Genomic DNA, 15,149 nt, shown 5'->3' with positions numbered 1-15,149 from the left:
GACCCCAAAAAGCTAATCATAAAGAAGTTTAAGAAGAAAAAACAACTTCAAAATGTCCTTCAAGCGTTTTAACTTCTTTCGGATTAACAATAATCTTGATATCGTTTCCCAATTTTGCCAAACACTCAAGCATTTTCATTTCACTAATTCCTCGAAATTCTCCACTTAAGAGTTTAGACAATTTGGGTTGAGTCATTTTCAAAAGTTGACTAGCCTGTTTTTGTGTTAAGTTCTTTTCTTTCAGAATTTGACTAATCTTATGAGCAAGTTGCGCTTTGATAAGCATCTCTCTGGAATCTGAAAAGCCAAGATCCGCATAAACATTGGAACTACCGTGAAAAACATTGATCATTTTAATTCCCTTCTAATTGTTCTGCTAACTTGAGACGTTCTTTGATCAGATTAACGTCTGGTTTTGGTGTTGCAATGCCACGGGTCGATTTTTTCTGAAAACAATGCAACACATAAAGAGATTTTTTATATTGTATCGTATAAACAGCGCGATAAGTTCCTTGAATATCGCGTTCAATAATTTCTAGAACATTGGCAGATCCAAACCCCTTGAGAACCTTAACATTTTCTCCTCTATCTCCTATCTGAGCAAGATAAAGAGCATAACCAATCCTTTGTTGAATAAGATCAGGAAGACTTTTTATATCTTTGAGTGAAGAACCAAGCCATATGATACGTTTTATTTTACTCATGATTATTAATATACCCATATGGGTATATTTTCAAGTGGTTATTTTAATTTTGTGATTTTTTTATAACTATTATTAATAAAATTGACTTGATAAAAATGGTAACAAAAAACCATAATTGTTTATTTGTTTTATGAAAAGCTGCTTTTAAAAACCAATGCTCGTAAATGTAAAAAGAACGTTTTTTACAGATATTTATTGAATATGCATGTTCTTTTGATTGGATTGTTAAAGCTACCGAGCGTTTTGATTTGTTTGGTAGGTTTGATAGCCATGACAAGCGTTTTATAGGCTCTGTAATTCCAATGAGTGATTAAAGATCATACGCACCATTTACGTTTCTTTTGATAAGTTTTTATATCTCTAATAGAGCACTTGCAATATGATACGTTTTGTATATATGCATTGATTACTCCATTGTGGATGATTCATTTTAATCAATAAGAAATGCTATTTGAAAGCCGCGTCATATCATTTGGCACGGCTTTTTTTTATTTTACTCTCTCTTTTATTATATGTTTATAGCAATGCATTTTATATGCGTTTATAACCATAAAGAATGCACGCCCCATGCGTGTTTTTATTCTGTTTTATCAGTTATATTGACAACATTATCCCTTTCATAAACCTCACAATTTTTTGGAACCAACCTTACTTTGCTTTTTTTGTTGATTTTTGCATTGCCATAAGCACGCCCCCAGATCGTTGCACAATATGAGATTTTAGCATTGCCATAAACAGAGCCATAAATCTCACAAGAGCCACTCACACAAGCATTCCCATAGACCTTGCCATAAATTTTTGCACGACCATTAATAACAGCATAATTATAAATTTTTGCATGGCTATAAATACAAGCCAAGCCAGAAACCTTGGCATGACCATAAACGCGTGCATAACTAAAAACCGTAGCATCATAAGAAACATGCGCATGGTCATAAATATGAGCATCAGCAAGAACGCGGGCACTACCATTCACATGAGCATTACCATAGACATAGCCAGCAACGATAGCATTGCCAAAAACCTTTGCATTTTCATAAACGTGACCATTTTTAAACACAAGAGCATCATCATACACCCAGCAATTTCCCTCATGAGAGAGGTTATCTTCCTTTTCAATAAAGCCACCTAAATCATCAGCCTTAACATCAGCAAAGTCTTTTAATGCTTTAATGCGATAAAGGGTATGATTACCAAATACACGCGTTTCATTTGTGAGTGCAAATTTCTTTTGCATGAGCACAATTCCTTTAATAAAGAGATTTAAATTTTTAAATGAGATGTTTAAAGGAGGGCGCCCCCACCGCGCCCACGCGTTATTTAAGCAGCGTCTTTTAGTGACTGATTATCATCACAGATATCATTACGAATTTTTGCACGGCTATTCACAACAGCATTGCCATAAATTTGCACATGATGATCAATATTTGATTTGCCATAGACCTTGGCATGATCATAAATTCTTACAAAGCAACCAACACGAGCTGAGCCAGAAACCTTGGCATGACCATAGATACTTGAATAATCCTTAATCCAAGCATTACAAAAAACATGGGCATTATCATAAACCCGCGCCCAGACATAAATGCGTGACTTGCCATACACACGGGCATTGCCAAAAATATAGCCACAAACATAGGCACGGGCATTGTCATAAACCTTGGCACCATTAGAAATAGTAGCATTATCACTAATTACGGCATTACCATAAACATGCCCACAGACCTTAGCGTTATCATGAATTTTTGCATTATCATAAATATGAGCGGTTGTATCAAAAACCAATGCCTTGCCATTGACGATAGCATTACCATACACCTTGGCACCTCTAAAGATTTTCGCATCATTATAGATTTTAGCATTTTCATAAACAGTTGCATTGAAAAGAACCGCGGCATTATCATAGACCCAGCAATTGCCATCATGGGATAAGTTACTTTCATTTTCAATAAAACCGCCGAGGTCTCCCGCCTTAACATCATCAAAATCTCTTAGAGCACGAATGCGGTGTAAAGTAAGACCATCAAAAGTGAATTTTTCATTGGTAAATTCGTATTTTTTTGCAGGCTGTTGTTGATTAACAGGGGCGGTTTCATTTGCAATGGAAGAGATAACGGGGGGGATTTTTGAGATATTTTTCATAATTAAAACCTTGATGTTAATATTGTTTTCAATTGACAACCTATAAAGGCGCCGGGTGTTGAAAACACGGCATCAAGTCCGTCGGCATGCCTTCCCCATAGGGTTTTGTATAGCATGACCACACCCGACAAAATTCTCATATATGCTAATCACAGCATAAAAGATAGTCAGTTTTTTGATATGGGAAAGATTGTTTCGTAATCTACCCGCTTGATGTTTAAGTGTTTTCAGCACTTGATCATTTATATAATAAAATACGTATTTATTGTCAAATAATATTTTGTCTCTTTTGATATTTTTTATGTTTTTTAAATTCATTATGTGTAAATATTTATCATGTTCTTATCAATTGCTTCTTTTATATTTATGTGTTTTTAAAGCTATATTATAGGCTTCATTAAACGATTGCGTATTTTCTGAATCTATACATTTATAATATTTAGAAACGCTCTCATCATGCGTGTTTTTATCTTTATAACCTATCAGTTTTTTTACTAAATGGTTTTTAAGATTTCTGTTAATTTCCTTTATAACGCATTTGCAATTTAACAGCCTTTTATAGCTGTTATCTTCTTTATAGCTACCGCATCATTTTTCATTTTCATAAGAGAAATGATAAAGATGATAATGTGATTTATTTGTTATAAAACATCTAAAGAGAGACTGATAATTATAGAGATTATCGAACTCTCTTTAAACAGAGCTTTCGAAAAGTATACATTTATCATTTTAGATTACGATATAGTTTTTTAAAAGCAATCCAAATAAGAGTATTTAAAAGTGCAAATGATTTCTTTTTAGAATAACGCATATAAACACTCCTTTTAAAGATTGTATGTACGCAGTTTATAAAGGGGATATAGAACCTATAGGTATAAGACCTTATACCCCCTCTCTTGTGAGGTTAATATGCCTATCATGTGAGCATGCTTTAATAAGCTTATTCAGTTTCTCTTAGTTCTAATTTTGGTAAGTTCTTAACAATTTTCATTGTTTCTAGACTTACTGTAATAACCCTTTGAAACAACTCTAGAGGATAGGCAGGGTTGCCAATGGTTTCAACAGCATAACGATTGGCATCATTCACAATACCACTCTTTTTATCAGTCTTTACACATTGACGCCCCATAACCCATTCAAGAGCGGGTCTACCATTTACGATATACTCATAAGCTTCAAGAGGGATATCTGTTATTGTGATATTGCTATTGTAAATAACAGTGGTTTTATCTTTATCAACAGTGGTTTTATCTTTATCAGATTTTCCATTTTCTTTAACTGCTTTTGCGAATTTCATTTCAGTCACATAATAAAACTTTTCGGGATTAGAGATGTCAGTTAATTTTGGATTACCCTTTTTAAAGGTCTCAGGATAAGGTTCTACAGTTTCATAGTTTACGTACAAATGACCCAATTCATGCCCTGCTGTTACAAATTTCCAAAATCCTTAGCAGTTTTTATATAAAGAAGACGAGGCAATTCTTTAGAGAGGTTATCAGCATAACGAGTGCGATAATCTTCTGAATGCAAAAGACCGTAAACATAATAAAACAGATCATCTTTAGTGTTTTTTTCATTAGGATAAGCAGTTTTAAAATGCGCTAATCCTTCATCAGTTATGGCATTACGCATTTTCTTTTTTTCTTATTTTAGTAATAAGCTATTGTCATGCTATTTTTCTTATCAAGCGATAATAATGGAGTGTTTCTTGTTGTCTCTAATATGTAACAGTTCCAATAAATTTGGTCTATTCTATGAATAACGGCCTTTACTTGAAGCCCAAGATTATATTACATGCAACACCTTAAAATTAAGAAGCATATAGAGTGTATGATTGTCATTTAACAGTGCCATTGTAAAATCTTCAAAAGCGGGGGAAATGATATGGTTTGCACAATCAATAAAGCAGGTGTATACAGTACAGTCTATGCTTTTCTCTTAGATTCTAGAAGTATTATTCTCATCAAAAAATTAAAAAATTGTTACGCGGTTGGCGATTTTTTCTGTGACGCTGACGATATGGTTCATTTTGTTGCTCACTTTGAGGGCACAATGAATGCATAGATTTTTTTTTACTTTTGTTTTTGCGGCTTTTTTGTGCCTTTTCTCGTTGCCGAGTTTTGCCGAAAACATTCGTGAGAAAGCGATTAATCAATCAGAGAGCATCCAACGACAACAAACGCAAGAACAGCGTTTTCAGCAATTACACCGTAGAAACGAAACACATGGGGTCTTTTTGCCAGATGATGATACCCCATCTCCCTATGGTGCTTCGTCTGGTACAACCTGTTTGCTGATCAAAAGCATTGAATTTGTTGGTGCTCAGTTGATTTCTCACACCGACCTTCATGAAGCCATTTCTCTTTGGGAAGGACGGTGTTTGGGGATTGCCGAAATCAACAAAGTGCTCAAAGCGGTGACCAAGCTTTATATGAAGCGCGGCTATATTGCGGTGCGGGCTTATTTGCCTGAGCAAGATTTAAGCGGCGGTCATCTCAAGATTGTTGTTGTTGAAGGTGTGATGGAAGATATTACCCTTGATGGGCATAAAGTTGAGAGGAGACTTCAAGGAGAAATCACCACGGCTTTTCCAAACCTTATTGGGAAGCCGACCAATCTGCGCCAGATAGAGCAAGGGCTTGATCAAATCAATCGGCTTTTCTCACGCCAAGCCACCATTAATCTTGGTGCGGGGAGCAATTCGGGTGGTTCAATACTCGATGTTCATATTGAAAAACAGAAACCTTGGCTTATTACGCTTTCCAGCGATAATCTTGGCGCTAAAGCAACAGGAATTTATCAAACGCGCTTGAGCCTTTCTTTTGATGATCTGTTAGGGATCAATGATCAATGGTCGTTTAGCTATCAGCGTTCTATGGATGGTAGTCCGTATCATTTTTCTCATAAGCGTCCCAATAGTGATACTCTAACGGGATCATTTTCTCTTCCCTATGGCACTTGGACAACAGGTTTTGATGGGACGTGGAGCCAATATCATTCAAGTGTTAAGGGGATATTTTCCGATATTATGACTGCGGGGAAGTCTTTATCGCTGACACCATGGATTTCACGGGTTATTGATCGTGATCAAGAGGGAAAGACGTGGGTTACGGGACGGTTGACATGGAAATATTCTGATAATTTTATTATGGGCAGTCGAGTTGATGTTTCCAGCCGTAAATTGGCTATTGCAACCTTTGAGCTTGATCATTCGCGCAAGTGGCTTGGAGGAGAGTTAAGCGCGCATATAGGGTTTCATAAGGGTTTGGCAATTCTTGGCGCTTATGACGATAAAGAGCAAGAGAATGCAACAAAAAATTCACCCAAAGGGCAATTTTCCAAATTGTCTTTTTCTCTAGGCTACGTGCGTCCTTTTTCGCTTCACCAGTATAATTTTCGCTATAACACACTGTTTTCAGGACAATTATCACCCGACACGTTGTTTAGTTCAGAGCAAATATCGCTTGGTGGCAGTTCCTCTGTGCGCGGAGTGCGTGAGGCGATTTATTATGGCAATAATGGGGTGTTTTGGCGCAATGAATTGTCGCTGTTGTTGCCAGGTTTTTCTTCGAGAATGGGGCGTAATTTTATGAGCCAATTTGCCCCTTATATGGCGCTTGATCTGGGAGCCGTGGCCAATGATGTAAGCAAAAACAGTTTTGGCGGGTGTCTCGTTGGGGCAACTCTGGGTTTCCATGCAACCGGAGACATTACGGATGTTGATGTGTCTTATTCGAATATTTTAACCCAATCAACAGTGCGAGAAAAGGGAAATGCGACAGGGTTATTTCAAGTGCGGGCATTATTGAGATTTTAGAGCAAAGGGGCGGTAAAAATATCGCTGCGCTGTTTACACCCATATGGGTTGTTTTTTTTAAAGAGATAAAGAATTTTATGAGGAGCTGAAGATGCGGGGATTGAAAAATCAAAAGCATAGATTGGGATATGGATACAAGCGAGGGCAGCGCGTTCTTTGTGTTTTGCAGCGAGGGATCCATAAAGGGCTTTCACTGGTTTTAAGTTTTTGCTTAGCTTTTCAGCCTTTGTTGTTGCAAGCACAAGCGCTTGGAGCGCGAAGTCCTGTTGCACAAGAGAGCCAAGGGATTAAAGCAGCTGACGGGGTTGGCTCTGTTTTCCGCCCCACGGTGGGGAAAGCCGGCAATGATGTGCCGCTGATTGATATTGTTCGCCCCAATGGACAGGGTCTTTCTCATAACAAATATGACAATTTCAATGTTGATACCCATGGCGTGATTTTGAACAATTCGACTGAGGAGGTTTCGCGTTCACAGCTTGGGGGATTGGTGCCAGGCAACGGCAATTTGCGTTATAGCGGTGCGGCAAAGGTTATCCTCAATGAAGTAGTAAGTGCCAATCGCTCGCGTCTTGAAGGCGTGAGCGAAGTCCACGGGCATATGGCGGATGTTATTATCGCCAACCCCAATGGGATTACCTGTAACGGTTGTGGCTTTATTAATACTCCACGGGTGACTTTATCAACCGGACAACCGATTATTGGAGCCGATGGGGCTTTGAGTGGATTGCGTGTTGAGGGTGGTGATATCACCATAGGCGCTCGTGGGGCTGATGGGAGTGCATTAGATATTTTTGATCTTGTTTCGCGCAAGATCAGTGTCGGGGGTCCCATACAGGTCAAAGGAGATTTGGCTGTTATCGCTGGTCACAATCATTTTGATTATGACAAACGCGAAGCAACTTCTCTTGGTTCTGATGGCAAAGAGCCAGAATTGGCGATTGATTCCAGTGAGTTTGGTGGAATGTATGCGGGGCAGATCCGCGTGATTGCCAATGATAAAGGCGCCGGCGTTAAGATGCGCGGAGACATGGTTGCCAATGCAGGCGCCATGAGATTGACAAGTGATGGCAAGCTGGTGATTGCCAAAGCACGTGCCAAAGGAGTAGTGAAGGCTCACTCCCACCACGACAGTGTGCATGTGAAAGATCTTCTTTTTTCAGAAGAAGCGGTTGAACTGAAGGCTTTGAAACATGTTGAACTGGCTGAGAAAGCTCGCGTTGCGGCAAGCGGTGCTGTTGATGTGCGCGCCGATGTGATCAAGCTCCAGTCTCATGCTCTTATAGCAAGCGGTATTGGAAGTGATGGTCAACAGTCAGCGACGGGTTCTTTGCACTTACAGGCAGCAAAGCTTGAGGCGGGGAATGGGCGGATAGCCGCCGGTGATCTTTTAAAGATCCAAGCAGCAACAATTGATCTAAGCCGCATGCAAGACAATGATCAAACAGGGGTTTCTTCCCTTGGCGATCTGATCATTGAAACCAATCAAATCACCGCTTTAAACAACCATATTGGTGCCAAGGGGAATATTGTCTTGAGCGCCGATGATGCGCTCACTGTAGGCGCTGGACATTATAGCGCCGGCGGCTCTCTTTTGGTGGAAGCAGCAGAGCTTACATCACGTGCGCGCTTAGTGGCAGAGCAAAAAATTGACCTTTATGCGCATCACGGTGCCCTGATCCAAGAAGGCTCTGTGTTGTCCAATGGGGAGATAACGCTGGATGCCCATGGTGCTCTCAATCATACTGGTGATATTGTCAGTATGCAGCAGGTTGCATTGACAGCGGGGGGCATGCTCACAACCGGTCAAGAGAGCACGATTTTAAGTTATGATGTGGTTTTAAGTGCTGATGCTTTAATCCAAGCAGGGACTGTGGAAGCCCAAGAGGGAGCATTAACCCTTCAAGTGCGTGATGGGGTTATCAATAGCGGCACAATGCGTGGTGAGAGTGTCGATGCTCATATTGGTGCATTTACCAATCAAGGGACGTTTATTGCAACCGATGATTTGCATTTGATGGTAAACGCACAAGAAGGCGTCGATCCGCAACAAGCTTTTCTTGAGAATACATCCGAAGGGGTTCTTCAAAGTGGCGGCGTTTTGGTTTTGATCGCAGGGCGATTAGACAATGCCGGTGTGCTTGGCTCTAGTGGTGAGAGCGTTGCCCTCAATGTGGCAGGGAATGTCAGCAATAGTGGGCTGATTTACGCCAAAAAATCTATGGATCTATTCAGTGATGGTAATCTGACCAACACACAGGGCAGAATTATTGCTGAAGAGGCTCTCAGCATTGGTGGGCTGAAAGAGACACGTGCTGGTCATATAAATAATGAGGCTGGTCTTCTCAGTGCTTTAGCCGGTGAGATGAAGATTGTTGCAACGTCTTTTGTCAATAAAAGCGCTGAAGCGACAAATTCAGATCAACAAAACGCTACACATGATGAAGGTGCGCATGTTTTAGCGCGGGATGGTTTGCGCATTGATGTGGGTAGTTTCGAGAATGTTGATGGTCTCATTTCTACGCAAGGGGCAGTTAATATTGTTGCTGATAGTGTGATCCAAGCAGGGCACATAGAGATTGAGCGTGGTGACCTTCAACTGACCAGCCATGGTGATTTAACCAATAGTGGTACGATAGCAAGCAATGGCGCAATCACTGTGAATGCGCAAAACACTCTAAATCAAACGGGGCGCATTGTTTCGCAAAAGCGGATAGAACTCTCAACCGATGGCACCTTAACACTGGGTGAGACAAGCCAAGTTGGTGGCTATGATGTAACGCTGAAGGCAGGCACACTCGCCCAAGCTGGGCTTATAGAGGCGCAAGGTGAGGAGCTTACTCTCGAAAGCCACGGTGATTTAACCAATAGTGGTATGATAGCAAGCAATGGCGCAATCACTGTGCGTGCGCAAAACACTCTGAACCAAACGGGGCGCATTGTTTCGCAAAAGCGGATAGAGCTCTCAACTGATGGCACCTTAACACTGGGTGAGACAAGCCAAGTTGGTGGCTATGATGTGGCGCTGAAGGCAGGCACACTCACCCAAGCTGGGCTTATAGAGGCGCAAGGTGAGGAGCTTACTCTCGAAAGCCACGGTGATTTAACCAATAGTGGTACGATAGCAAGCAATGGCGCAATCACTGTGAATGCGCAAAACACTCTGAACCAAACGGGGCGCATCGTTGCGCAAGAGCGGATAGAGCTCTCAACTGATGGCACCTTGACACTGGGTGAGACAAGCCAAGTTGGTGGCTATGATGTGGCGCTGAAGGCAGGCACCCTTAATCAAGCTGGGCTTATAGAAGCGCAAGGTGAGGAACTTACTCTCGAAAGTTACGGTGATTTAACCAATAGCGGTATGCTTGCAAGCAATGGCGTTATTGCTTTGCGTGCGCAAAACACTCTAAACCAAACGGGGCGCATTGTTGCGCAAGAGCGGATAGAGCTCTCAACCGATGGCACCTTGACGCTGGGCGAACCAAGCAAGGTTGCCGCCTATGATGTAACGCTGAAGGCAGACACCCTTAACCAAGCTGGGCTTGTGGAAGCGCAAGGCGGAGTACTTACTCTCAACAGCCATGGTGTTTTAAGCAATTCCGGTATCATGGTGGGCGGTGTTGTTGATGCGAAGCTTGGATCTTTAGCCAATTCAGGTCAGCTTTTAGCCAGTGACAGCTTTACGCTTATAGCAGAAAGCCATGATCCGTCATTGGGGCAAGCTGCTCTGGTTTTAAATGGTGAAGACGGAGTTCTCAAAAGTGGTGGCGCTTTTGTTTTAACCGCAGATGTTTTGGACAATGCCGGCAGTATTGGTTCAAGTGGTGATGGGGTTGCGCTCAATGTGAGCGCTGATATGAGCAATAGCGGGCTGATTTATGCCAAGAAATCTGCCATTTTCTCCTTAGATGGGGATTTTATCAATAAGTTTGCCGACGTCATTGCTGAAGACAATCTCATCATCCGTGGTTTAAGTGGAGAGCGAGCTGGTCATGTGATCAACAGCTCAGGGCTTTTAGAAGCCGTATCCGGCGATATGACCTTCGATGTCTCAGCGCTTACCAATGTGCGCGAAGGTGGGGTTGAAGTTACCGATAAAGTGGTTAATCGCAATGTCCATGAAACATCACATACCGAAACAGATGGGTGGCTTTTTGTTGATACAACTACCACAACTACCAGAGTTACAACGACGGTTAGTCAGCAGCAGCCTCATTTTACCAGTAATGCTGCCCAGATTTTAGCAGGGCGTCATCTCACGGTTCATGCCGGCGATATCCGTAATAGCTATAGCTTAATTGCTGCCAATGGCAACATTGTGATGCATGGCGATACGCTGCTCAATGAGGGGCGTGATTTAACCGAAACAACCAAGATTGAGACGACAACACATATCGAAACTACATCTGGTGATATTTTGGGTGCAGGGCTTATTCAATTAGGAGATACAGACACATGGGAATATGTTGATAATCCTGTAATAACCAAACGCACTTATGATGCTGTTTACGGCACGATTGAAGCTGGTGGCACTCTTGATGTCAAGGTTACAGACACTCTTGACAATCATGCAGTGCGTGATGGAGCCGGTCAAATTGGTTTAAGCTCTGGCAATAAAGGCTTGACTGGCGTTAAAAATACTGACGTTGATGGTTTTAAACCGTCGATCAGCTATAGCTCTGGCGATCAAGGTTTGGCTGGGGGACAAACACCCGATTTTGACGGTTCCAAACCACTGATTAGCAATGATCGATTGGACGGTATTATCAATGGTTTGAAAGGGCACAAAGGGCTTTTTGCACCGAGTATCCAAACACCCGCACCAGAATCCATACAGGTGCCAACGCAAGATGGGCTTAACTCTGTCAAGACAGAGTTGGCTGGCAGCCAATCACCGGATGTGCCGTTTTTAATCGAGACGCGACAGGACTTTATCAACCCAAGTAAATTTTTAGGATCGGACTATTATTTAAAAAAGATTGGCAATTATAAGCCTGAGCACGTGTTTAAAAGATTGGGCGATGCTTATTTTGAATATCGTCTGGTGGGTGAGCAAATCTTTGAGCTGACAGGCAATCGCACTCTTCTTGATGTTGAAGATCCCAATGCTCAAATGCAAAGGCTCTATGACAATGCTGTGGAGCAGCAAGGTCCCTTGGGGTTAGTGCTAGGCAAGCCCTTAACGCCTCAGCAGATTGCTGGGATCAAAAAGGATATGATCTGGCTTGAGACCCACCTTGTCGACGGACAAGAGGTCTTAGTGCCCCACGTTTATTTGGCACCAAATTCTTCTTTAGCACAAGATGTTTATGGGGCAAAAACGCAGCAAGAAAATCTTGCCAGTGCACGTTTGAAAGGCAATGGCGTCACCTTGAATGCGGACCGTCTTACCAATAGCGGTGCTGTGGTAAGTGATGATGCACTGCACGTTTCGACCACGCAAACTTTGTTCAATAATGGTGGGTTTTTGCTTGGTACCGGTGCTGTAGAACTCACCAGTAACGGTCTTTTAGCCAATTATTCCGGTGTTATTCATGGTGATACGGTTGCCATGACGGGTGATACGATTGTCAATAGCACCGCTAAAATCCGTGACACGAATGCATATGGTTTTGGTGATCGAGCTGGGCAGAAGGGACAAATTCTCTCTAATCATGAATTAAACATCCAATCCCTTGGTGATCTTGGCGCAGAGGGTGGGGAATTCACCAGCGGCGGTCCGATGACGATGATTATCGGTGGTTCTGCCACGTTTAGTGCATTGGCGCTAGAAAGTGAACATGCACAGACATTGGAAAAAGGGCATTATAACGCCCAAAGCAGAGAGCACCGTTTGGCAGAAGTCAACAGTGGGGATGATCTTAACGTTGTTACGAACGACGACCTCATCATGGATGGGGTTAAGGTAAAAGGAGAAGGTAATGGGAATCTCACCAGTGGTGGTGCTTTCACGCTGACTTCGGTGCAAGACGTTAACAGTTTTGACTTGGATCTTAGGGGCAAAGAAGGCGACAAATCGAAACAAAAGAATAAGTTTCGTCAACAATCAACTGAAGTTACCACAAACAAAAGCACGGTGGAGTTTAGCAAAGACCTCTCCATGCATGCGCAAAATGGGGATCTCACACTTGGTGCGGCAGGGCTATCAAGTGGTGGCGAGATGCATTTGGCATCAGATAAGGGGAAGATCAAGTTTCTGACCAACAAGGATCAAGATTTTAAGGATGTTTATCAGCGTAATGAAAACCTTGTGTGGTGGAGTGAGGGTGACGAAGGTTACCTTAAGGAGACCATCGAGCATGTCACCATAGATGCTAAGGGTGGCATGAAGCTTGATGCAGGCAATGGCTTTGTTGTCGAATATCAGGCAACCGGTGATTTAGACAAATCCCTTGAGCAATTGTCACACTCTCCAGGCTTGGCATGGATCAAGCAACTGCGTGATGATCCAGAATTATCCAAGCAAGTGGATTGGCAAGCAGTAAAGGCTGAATTTAAAGATTGGGATTATAAAGCCCAAGGGCTGACAGAAGCCGGTGCGGCTCTCGTGGCATTGGCTGTCACGGCGGTTACAGGCGGAGCAGCCTCGGGCGCTGCCAGTGCCATTACCGGTGCTTTGGGGCTTGGCTCTAGCACCGCCATGAATGCAGCGATACAGGCAGGTGTCCAAGCGCTGATTAACAAAAGCGCTGTGGCTCTTGTCAATAATCGCGGCAATATTGCCGGCGCCTTGCATGAGCTTGGCTCTTCCAAGAATATTCTCAGCATTGTTTCGTCGATGTTGACAGCAGGCTTAACCAGCCAAATAACGGAAATGGTTGGTGTTGGACAATCTTTGCCAAAAACCGCTCCTTTTGTCGATCGTATCGCCCTTGAAGCGGAAAAGAACCTGATCAAAGCCGCCATTGGCACAGGCGTGCAAACGGCTCTTGAGGGTGGCTCTCTTGACAAGAACTTTTTTAACAATCTGCGCATCGCCCTGTCTGATACGGTTGGCAAATCGTTGGCAGAAGAAATCGGTACCGCCAAGGCTGAAGGCAAAATAGATACGGTCACACAGATCGTTGCCCACGCCGGTCTTGGCTGCTTAAAAGGCGCGGTTGCGAGTGGTGCTTGCTCTGCCGGTGCTATCGGCGGGGCTGTGGGTGAAGCCACAGCCATGCTCCAGTTTAAATTGTGGGTGCAAGGCATTGTGAAAGAGGAAATGGGGGATCTAAACGGTCGCACCCCAACTCCGGAAGAGGAAGCGCGTATAAACGCAAAGATTGATGCGCAGTTTGCTGACTTTAGAGACCACACCATTGATGTCGCACGGGCTGCTGGGGGCGTTGCCGCTGCCCTTGCCGGTGGCAATGTTGATGCCGGCGCCGATGCCGCTGGTAATGCCGCTGCAAATAACTACCTCAGCAGTGCTCAAATAGCCCAGATGAATAAAGAATTAAAGGAGTGTCCTGACCTTTTATGTGAAGCAGAAGTGTCTGCGAAGTGGTCTGCGATTAGTACAGGGCAAGGTATAAGCTTTGGGGCTGGTATAGTAGCTGGTGTACCGGCTGAAATATACGATACGCTTGATGGTTTTTGGCAACTAGCCAAACATCCCGAAGAGACTTTGAAAGTGCTCAAAGATTTTTTCAGCAGTGGTGAGATTTTGGCGACAATTGGTCAGACCCTTGGACAGTCCTATGTAGATCGCATTAATAAAATGGAGGAGGAATATGAGCGAGCCGGTGCTGGTGGATCCTTTAAAGCTGGTCTTGAATTTGGAAAATTATTGACTGAAACAGCATCCCTAATGACAGGAGTTGCTGGAGCAGCCAAGGGAGCCATAAAGCTTGGCGAAAAGGCTTGGATTAAATTCATTGCTAGGAAAGATTTTGCCCAATTCGCTTCCAAGAAAAATCTTGCAGAACTTGCAGCTCAAGGAGATCCTGACAAACTTGCGGCTAGGAAAGAACTAACTAAACTCGCTGCTAAAGAAAAAAAGAAGTGGTTAAAAAAGAAACCCACTAAATTTACCGATAGCAAATTTGGACAGACCTACACAGTTTATCGGAGAGACGACCTGTTTGATCCTTACAGAGTTTCTGATTGGAAAAATAACAAAAAAACGGTATGGGGCACTAATATTGATAGAATGAAAGCAAGAAGAGCACCTATAGGATATGATGGTAAGTCTGTTGAGTTGCATCACCTAAATCAAACCCCTGATGGACCCTTAGCAGAAATGAGCCATGAATTTCATAAAAAATATACTTCTGTTATTCATGCTAATCCAAAAACACATCAATCGCTCATAGAGAGAAAAAAGTTTGAGAAGCAGAGAGAGGAATATTGGTATAAACTTGGTAATGGGTATGGAGAACAAGAAAACAGTAGTTTAGGAGGAATAATCAATATGAAATGGGGCATTATAGGTCTAAATTTTGACAGATGGAGACAGGAGCATCGGCAGTAATGCTCTACGGTTGATGAAAAGAAACTTATAGAAT

The 15,149-nt window shown here is 42.6% G+C and carries 6 protein-coding genes and 1 pseudogene; 2 read left to right on the top strand and 5 right to left on the bottom strand.

From position 1 onward, the window contains the following. Positions 1 to 28: 28 nt before the first annotated feature. From ACKC4Y_RS03985 to ACKC4Y_RS03965, 5 genes and pseudogenes are all read right to left on the bottom strand, one after another. Complete coding sequence (locus tag ACKC4Y_RS03985; RefSeq protein WP_015856199.1) at positions 29 to 352, bottom strand: helix-turn-helix domain-containing protein; 324 nt, start codon at positions 350 to 352, stop codon at positions 29 to 31. A 1-nt stretch (position 353) separates the two neighbouring features. Continuing rightward, positions 354 to 704, bottom strand: coding sequence for a type II toxin-antitoxin system RelE/ParE family toxin (locus ACKC4Y_RS03980; RefSeq protein WP_034452165.1), 351 nt, complete (start codon positions 702 to 704; stop codon positions 354 to 356). A 577-nt stretch (positions 705 to 1,281) separates the two neighbouring features. Beyond that, positions 1,282 to 1,941: a hypothetical protein gene (locus ACKC4Y_RS03975; protein WP_409362050.1), complete on the bottom strand. Its 660-nt coding sequence runs from the start codon at positions 1,939 to 1,941 to the stop codon at positions 1,282 to 1,284. An 83-nt stretch (positions 1,942 to 2,024) separates the two neighbouring features. Then, positions 2,025 to 2,846, bottom strand: coding sequence for a hypothetical protein (locus ACKC4Y_RS03970; RefSeq protein ID WP_409361103.1), 822 nt, complete (start codon positions 2,844 to 2,846; stop codon positions 2,025 to 2,027). Between the two features lie 940 nt (positions 2,847 to 3,786). Beyond that, positions 3,787 to 4,475, bottom strand: a pseudogene (locus tag ACKC4Y_RS03965) (type ISP restriction/modification enzyme); the annotation flags it as partial. Between the two features lie 427 nt (positions 4,476 to 4,902). Here ACKC4Y_RS03965 and ACKC4Y_RS03960 point away from each other — a divergent pair. Continuing rightward, a complete protein-coding gene (locus ACKC4Y_RS03960; protein ID WP_409361102.1) occupies positions 4,903 to 6,663 on the top strand; it encodes a ShlB/FhaC/HecB family hemolysin secretion/activation protein in 1,761 nt (586 codons plus the stop codon). A 91-nt stretch (positions 6,664 to 6,754) separates the two neighbouring features. Next, positions 6,755 to 15,115: a two-partner secretion domain-containing protein gene (locus ACKC4Y_RS03955; protein WP_409362049.1), complete on the top strand. Its 8,361-nt coding sequence runs from the start codon at positions 6,755 to 6,757 to the stop codon at positions 15,113 to 15,115. Positions 15,116 to 15,149 lie beyond the last annotated feature (34 nt).

Source organism: Bartonella heixiaziensis (assembly GCF_046245125.2).
GTDB classification, from domain to species: Bacteria; Pseudomonadota; Alphaproteobacteria; order Rhizobiales; family Rhizobiaceae; genus Bartonella; species Bartonella heixiaziensis.
This window is presented reverse-complemented; position numbering and strand designations above follow the sequence as displayed.